At 47.4% G+C, this 7,019-nt stretch carries 7 protein-coding genes and 1 tRNA gene; 5 read left to right on the top strand and 3 right to left on the bottom strand.

What is annotated here, in order from left to right; all coding sequences use genetic code 11:
* A partial coding sequence (locus ACESLU_RS09480; RefSeq protein ID WP_372638368.1) for an ATP-dependent metallopeptidase FtsH/Yme1/Tma family protein occupies window positions 1–400 on the bottom strand: 400 nt, incomplete at its 3' end.
* Between the two features lie 216 nt (window positions 401–616).
* Window positions 617–689 (bottom strand) — tRNA-Lys (locus tag ACESLU_RS09475).
* Window positions 690–1,028: 339 nt separating this feature from the next.
* Here ACESLU_RS09475 and ACESLU_RS09470 point away from each other — a divergent pair.
* The 5 genes from ACESLU_RS09470 (at window position 1,029) to ACESLU_RS09450 (ending at window position 5,610) form a co-directional block, all read left to right on the top strand.
* The gene (locus ACESLU_RS09470) at window positions 1,029–1,988 is read left to right on the top strand and encodes an MBL fold metallo-hydrolase (protein WP_372638366.1); all 960 of its coding nucleotides are present in this window, start codon (window positions 1,029–1,031) and stop codon (window positions 1,986–1,988) included.
* A gap of 256 nt (window positions 1,989–2,244) precedes the next feature.
* A complete protein-coding gene (locus tag ACESLU_RS09465; RefSeq protein WP_372638364.1) occupies window positions 2,245–2,643 on the top strand; it encodes an HIT family protein in 399 nt (132 codons plus the stop codon).
* Window positions 2,640–3,074 (top strand): type II 3-dehydroquinate dehydratase, encoded by a 435-nt coding sequence (locus ACESLU_RS09460; protein WP_372638362.1) that lies wholly within the window; start codon window positions 2,640–2,642, stop codon window positions 3,072–3,074. Before ACESLU_RS09465 ends, ACESLU_RS09460 begins: the two co-directional genes overlap by 4 nt.
* A gap of 161 nt (window positions 3,075–3,235) precedes the next feature.
* On the top strand, window positions 3,236–4,702 hold the full coding sequence (locus ACESLU_RS09455) for a lipopolysaccharide biosynthesis protein (protein WP_372638360.1): 1,467 nt from the start codon (window positions 3,236–3,238) through the stop codon (window positions 4,700–4,702).
* A 98-nt stretch (window positions 4,703–4,800) separates the two neighbouring features.
* On the top strand, window positions 4,801–5,610 hold the full coding sequence (locus ACESLU_RS09450) for an NYN domain-containing protein (protein WP_372638358.1): 810 nt from the start codon (window positions 4,801–4,803) through the stop codon (window positions 5,608–5,610).
* 149 nt (window positions 5,611–5,759) lie between these two features.
* Here the strand turns inward: ACESLU_RS09450 and mdh are convergent, their stop codons facing one another.
* A complete protein-coding gene (gene mdh, locus ACESLU_RS09445; protein ID WP_372638356.1) occupies window positions 5,760–6,716 on the bottom strand; it encodes a malate dehydrogenase in 957 nt (318 codons plus the stop codon).
* Window positions 6,717–7,019 lie beyond the last annotated feature (303 nt).

Below are 7,019 nucleotides of genomic sequence, written 5' to 3'. Positions count from 1 at the left end.
CGGGGAGGGTCTGTACCTCCACGTTATTCGCTTCGAGCATATCCATGAGCTTCTCGTCACCAAAAGAGGGCAGATACGTCGAAAACTGGTTGTACTGGGTGGTATCATCTTCAGAGGCTTTGAGCGCAGTTTTCTGCTTAAGCTCCCCGTCGATCTGTTCGCCGCGAACCGTCACTTTCTGTACATTGCCAGCCTGTATTTGTTCGCGAAAAGTGCTGTAATCAATGGTAGGGGGACCGCCGAACAGCCCGCCCTCCTGGGAACTAAAAAGCCAAAAAGCAAGGAGGGTGGCAATAATAATCCAATAGAAGCTATACTGATATTTGCCGCCCGGATTTTTATTTCCTTTTTTATTTTGTGGATTATTATTGTCCGATGATTGTTTCCTGTTCTCGGCCATAAAAATGAGTTAAATAATAAGATAGAAAAAGATTCAAATAGAGTGTGTCTCCTATCAACACGAAAATAAGGGAGTGTAATTCCATATCTCAAGTATACGAGTAGTATGATGGAATTGCGATGCATTGAACATTCGGAAGTACCATATTCAAACAGTGCTTAAAAAAAGCCCCTGAAGCTATCAACCTCAGAGGCTTAAGAGAGAGTGTCGTAGATGTGAGTCGGGAGGGGATCGAACCCTCGACCCACGGCTTAAAAGGCCGTTGCTCTACCATCTGAGCTACCGACTCTCCAACTCAAAATAGATTCCAAATATACGGCTTTAATGGGTTGAATTTCAACCTTAAACCGGGAAAAATTTATCCGCTGTAAATTTTGACGGATAATGATCTTCCGCCGGCAATAATTTGACATAAAATTCAGTACCTTTCCCCATTATATTTAGGTAATCTGTTATACGGTTTACATAAAAACTGATCTGACAGCATACCATCGGACGTTGGTTTCTCTCAATGTCTTTGCCACCTCAATGCTTTCAGGTTTTGAGGACATCAAAAAGTTATTTGGAAACCAACCGCAAAACGTGTTTTTGATAATAAAACAAATAAAATAAAGAAACCCGCTTCGATTTGCAGCTACCCTCTTTTGCCCGTGACTATGTCTATCCTCTTCAAATTTCGACTCCTTTTGCTGTGGGTGATGTGTTTAGTTACCTTCTCATGGACGAAAAAAATGTGCTTGTTGATTGTGGGCACTATGCCCAGAATTCCCGTGAGCAGGTGAAGTTTCATCTGAGAGAATGTGGATTGACGGTTAGCGATCTGGATGAAATCTGGTTGACCCATGGACATCCCGATCATTTCGGACAAGCGGCATGGCTGGCAGACAAGTCGGGAGCTCAGGTATATGGACATCCCAAAGAGCGGGCTAATTTTGCGGGAAACAGTGATCGAGAACGGTTCCGGGATTTCTTCTATGCGCATGAACTTCCGCAATCGCTGATAGATCAAATGCTGGATCAATTGGAGTGGTTGCAACAATATCAGCTGCCCATTGAACCTCAATGGGTCCGGCACGGTGACCAATTGACGAGCGGTCGTTTTTCGGTACACGTCAGAGCAACGCCGGGACACGCACCGGGTCATATCGTATTTGACAGCGGAGAGGGACTGCTGTTCGGCGGGGACCTCTTGCTAAAGCATATCAGTACCAACGCCTTGATAAATTTCGACCCCGACTCGGGAAAGCGGAATAAAAGCCTGCCGCAATACCGACAATCGCTGCGGTGGATGGCAAAGCAACGGGGAATGGTATTGCCGGGTCACGGGGAAGCGATTGGTAATATTTGCGAAGTGGCCCGTCATCACCTGCATGAACATGAACAGCGGTACAAGAGCATCCGGCAACTACTGAAACAATGCCCAAAGAGCCTGATGGAGCTGTCCGGGCACCTGTTTGCCGATGCTATTGAGCAGGGCGCCCTGTTTTTGGTACTGTCAGAGGTATTGGGATATCTGGACTGGGGAGAGCAGGAAGGAACTATACGACAAGTAAAGAGATCAGGGGGGATTCTGTATGAGAAGATATAGTTTTTGGGGAATTAGGAATTAGGAATTGGGGATGGAGAGCTGGGAGCTGGGAGCTGCGAATTTCAAACTGGAAATGAAGCAAAAAACCTGGCGTTAGGATTTGACAAAAAGGTGAGCTATGACCAGCTTCCGTAACCGTAACCGTAACCGTAACCGTAACCGTAACCGTAACCGTAACCGTAACCGTAACCGTAACCGTAACCGTAACCGTAACCGTAACCGTAACCGTAACCGTAACCGTAAGAACCCGTACCCTATGTCAACCATTTTCACCAAAATTATTGAGGGGGAAATTCCCTGTCACAAAGTCGCAGAAACCGGCGACCATATTGCTTTTCTGGACATCAATCCCATTGCGGAGGGACATACGCTGGTGGTGCCTAAACAGGAGGTGGATTATTTCTTCGACCTGCCGGATGCGCTACTGCAGAGTACGATGGATTTTTCCCGAACCATGGCCCGGGCGATCGATGAAGCCCTTGATCCGCTTCGCACCGGCGTGATCGTGCAGGGACTCGAAGTGCCGCATGCGCATGTTCATTTGATCCCGTTGTATGAAACCCATCAGGTGATGGCACTGGGACACAATGTCTCTGTAAGCGAAGATCGAATGGAAGAGCTGAAAGAGCTGATCAGTAAAGAGGTATCCCTATGAAATTATCCGTACTAAACGGCCCGAACCTGAATATGCTGGGCACCCGTGATCCCGAACAATACGGAACCGATACGCTTGAGGACATTGAACAGCTGCTGGTCGACACCTTCCCCGACGATGAAATGGTTTTCTTTCAGAGTAATCTGGAGGGGGAACTTGTAGAGGCGATCCAGTCTCTTTTGAAAAGCGACGTAGACGGACTCATAGCTAACTTTGGCGGCTACTCGCATACGTCGGTAGCTATTCGCGATGCCCTGGACCTGCTGGAAATACCGATCGTGGAGGTCCACTTATCCAATATTCATGCGCGCGAAGAATTTCGCGAGCAAACGCTCACCGGCAGCGTCGCCAGTGGCATTATTACCGGCTTTGGGAAACACAGCTATGTTTTGGGCGTATATGCCATGGAAAGACTGTTGGGAAACAGCTAAAAGCTGGATACCCTGCGACAAAAGTTATTTATCTCTTACTTTGCCGGACCGGAATAATAATCGTCACAAGGCATTCAGGGTAACAGGCTTTTAAAACGATCGGTTCATGCAGGTTCAGGTTGAGGGGTTTCAAAAAGGCATTCTTATAACGAACATTCACCTTGAAAAAACTTAAAGAACTTCTTTCCGATACGCTTATCTATGGTATCAGCAGCGTGCTGGCTCGATTTATTGGTTACCTGCTTGTGCCTCTGCATACGGATGTTTTTATCCCCTCCCAGTACGGTATCATAAGCCTGGTCTATGCCGGTCTCGCCTTTCTGAATGTGATCTTTACCTTTGGCATGGAATCAGCCTACCTGCGGTATGCCAAGGACCGGGACCTCGCAAAAGATGTGTTCAAAACGCTTCAGACCGGACTCGGGGTCCTTTCTTCTCTGCTTGTGGTGCTGCTGGTATTGGTGGCTCCCCTCTTGATGCCTACCATGAACCTGGAAGCCTCCGGCAATCAGAACCTATACTGGATGATGCTTGGGATTTTGTGGTTTGATACCATGGTGTTGATCCCGTTTGCGGAACTTCGACTGGTTCGAAAGCAGTGGCATTTTGCTATATTTAAAACGGGTAATATCCTGGTTAACGTGGGACTGCAGTTCTACCTTATCCTGGGACTGGACTGGGGGATCGAGGCGGTGTTTTTTGCCAGCCTGGTGGCATCGGGAATTACCGCCCTGGTTCTTTGGGTAGTTACATCCGATATGTTTTCCGGTTCCTGGGATACGCCGGTCCTCCGAAAGGCGCTCCGGTTTGGTTTGCCGTTTGTTCCGGCGGGATTGGGGTTTGTTATCAACGAGACCCTCGACCGTTTTTTCCTTGGTAATTACCTGTCGCAGTCTACCGTTGCGGATCTCTATTCTCCTGATCTGATTCCTGACGATATTGTGGGTATCTATAGTGCCAGTTATAAAGTATCGGTTTTTATGCTGCTGCTGGTACAGATGTTTCGGATGGCCTGGCAGCCTTTCTTTTTGCGGGAGTCCGACGACCCGCAGGCACCGAAAACCTATCGGGATGTGTTTAGGTATTTCAACGTCGTTGCAGCAATCTGCTTTCTGGTTGTAGCATTATTTGTTCAGCAAATTGTCCAAATTAGAATCCCCCTGCTCGACGCCTACCTGGTGGGCGAGGAATACTGGATGGGCCTGCATATCGTACCGGTGCTGCTCGGGGCTTACTGGTTCCACGGATGGTACATGAACTTCTCTGCCGGCATCTTTATCGAAGAGAAAACGAAAGTCCTTCCTGTTATTACACTAATCGGTGCAGGGGTTACAATTGCGGCCAATCTCGCATTTATCCCTTATTTTGGAATGATGGGATCTGCCGCGGCCACGCTTATCAGTTACGCTGCGATGGCGTTGCTGCTCTATTATCAGAGCATAAAAATTTATCCTGTGGATTACCAGCTCCTCCGGGCTTTTGGTATGATGCTTCTTGCCGTTCTCTGTTTGTATTTCCAGCCCTACCTGACCTACTGGGTTCCCGGGGAATGGATGAGCCGTACAATTATGTTAATTATTGGTATAACAGGCTTCGCGTGGCTTTCCCGGCCTACAGGTGAAAAGTAGGTTATTTATTATCCATTATTTATTTCCGGGTGACAAAAGAAGTACCCAGCAGTAAGAAGCTATTATTAAGGCAATCATTAAATAGAGAGGAAATTATTATGGAAGGTAAGGTTGGTATTTTCGTCGATGCAGTAAATGTAACAATGAACGGTGGATTCGGCTTACGATATGATATTTTGCGAAAATTTGCCTGCCGAGACGGTCGATCTCCTTCACGTATGAATGTTTATCTTGGCTATGATCAGGAGAGGGCCATGGAGGATGAGTCTTATCAGGCCAAGACCGAGCGATTCAGCGAGGTGTTACGTGATTTTGAGTACAAGGTCATTGAAAAGCCAATGCAATATTATGAAGATGATGAGACGGGCGAGGTTATTACGAAGTCGACCGTATCAATGGACATGGCAGTCGATATGTTGACACAGGCCGATCAGCTGGATAACATTGTGTTACTTACTAACGACGGGAGCTATGTAAGCGTAGTCAAAGCGATTCAACAGAAAGGTACGCGGGTAGAGCTGGTGGGTTTTGATGATATGCCCTCAGAGCTTCGCAAGGAGGCGGATCTGTATATTTCCGGCTATCTTATTCCCGGACTGCTGCCTATTGAGTCGCCCTATCGATGGGGGGAAGTGGGTTCGCGCGTACGCGGGGTATGCTATGATTTCTCGCATAACGACGGCTACGGCTTCATGCGTTACCTGGTAGCGCTGAACGAGAATCTGTGGATTACGGATTCGCGCTTTGAAGAGTCGCCCTACAAAACGGTATTTGCCCATATCTCACAATTTGAAAGTGACTTTGACACCAGCTTTCTGCCGAGCCGTCATCTTATTTTTGAATTTGACCTGATTGAAAATGACAAGGGACTGGTGGCGGAAGATATTGTGCTTGTAAGCGCGCCATAAAAAAGTAAAAAGTAGTAAGTTTTAGGTAAAAAGTTTGAAGGACCCAGGACTCATCCTACAATAACAAAAAAGGCTCCGCTATGGTCGGCGAAGCCTTTTTTTTAAAATGCAAGTAGTGAAGAAGCCTTACGTCTTCAGTTTATTGCGATTTATTTATCCATCAGCTCGCGGAATTCTGCAAGGACAGAATGCACGTGATCAGCCGATGTGTCCATAAGTTCTTGTTCTTCTGCGTTTAAATCAACCTCGATTATCTGCTTGATGCCCCCCTCGCCCAATTTTACGGGAACGCCCAGAAACAGGTCCTCATGACCGTATTCGCCGTTCAGGTACGCCGCACAGGGAAAGATACGGTTTTGGTCGAGTATAATAGCTTCCACCATTTGTGCTGCAGCTGCACCGGGGGCATACCAGGCTGAGGTTCCCATCAGGTTGACCAGCTCGCCGCCGCCGCCTTTGGTGCGTTCGACAATTTCCTCCAGCTTGTCTTCATCGATAAACTGGGTGACCGGCATTCCTGCTATGGTTGTAAAGCGGGGCAGGGGCACCATCGTGTCTCCGTGTCCCCCCAGCAGCAGGGCCTGAATATCTTTGGGAGATACATCCAGCTCTTCGGCCAGGAACGAACGATATCGCGCGGTATCCAGAATTCCGGCCATCCCCATCACGCGGCTGGAATCCAGTCCACTGGTTTCGTAGGCAACCTGTGCCATTACATCGAGCGGGTTGGAAACGATGACAAGTATCGTGTCGGGGGAATGTTCGATGAGCTGTTCGGTGACCGACTGCACGATGTTGGCATTGGTCTCCAGCAGATCATCGCGACTCATGCCTGGGCGGCGCGGGACTCCCGCCGTAATCACACATACATCGGAGCCCGCCGTGTCTTCATAGTCCACGGTCCCGGTGAGCCTGGTATCAAATTTGTGAATGGGTGATGATTCCCACTGGTCGAGCGCCCGGCCTTTTGACGGATAGATTTTATTGCCGTTTTTTTCCTGTACGATATCGACCATGACGACCTCTTTGGCAAAGTCGCGCTGCGCCACGGCCATCGACACCGTAGAACCGACATTACCGCCGGCACCAACTACTGTTACTTTCATATTGACTAACTATTTTGATGGTTAAAATTTTGTCTAAAGATAATGGTAAAATTCATGAATATCAGAACAGATAATAATGAAAATTAAAAATGAGAAATTAAAAATTATATAAAGAACAAGCGGAAAAGGTTATTCCGTGCTTCAAAATTACCTACAATGATTAATATGTCAATGAAAAGGAAGGAGGGAAAAATTGACGTGATAAGTTTTAAGCGTTAGAAACGAAGAGTTTTGCAATAAATGTTTGACACGAAGATTGGAAATCACCAACCTCCGATAACCAGAAGACTAAGCTTCTCTTGA

Origin of the sequence: Fodinibius sp., assembly GCF_041642155.1 — a bacterium.
Classification (GTDB): domain Bacteria; phylum Bacteroidota; class Rhodothermia; order Balneolales; family Balneolaceae; genus Fodinibius.
The sequence above is the reverse complement of the archived record's forward strand: the minus strand, read 5'-3'. Positions and strand labels throughout refer to the sequence as shown.

What these genes read in the sequence shown, in the direction of transcription:
- ACESLU_RS09465 (WP_372638364.1), top strand. Translation starts at nt 2,245, where the DNA reads ATGTCAACCATTTTCACCAAAATTATTGAGGGGGAAATTCCCTGTCAC.
- ACESLU_RS09460 (WP_372638362.1), top strand. Translation starts at nt 2,640, where the DNA reads ATGAAATTATCCGTACTAAACGGCCCGAACCTGAATATGCTGGGCACC.
- ACESLU_RS09450 (WP_372638358.1), top strand. Translation starts at nt 4,801, where the DNA reads ATGGAAGGTAAGGTTGGTATTTTCGTCGATGCAGTAAATGTAACAATG.
- mdh (WP_372638356.1), bottom strand. Translation starts at nt 6,716, where the DNA reads ATGAAAGTAACAGTAGTTGGTGCCGGCGGTAATGTCGGTTCTACGGTG.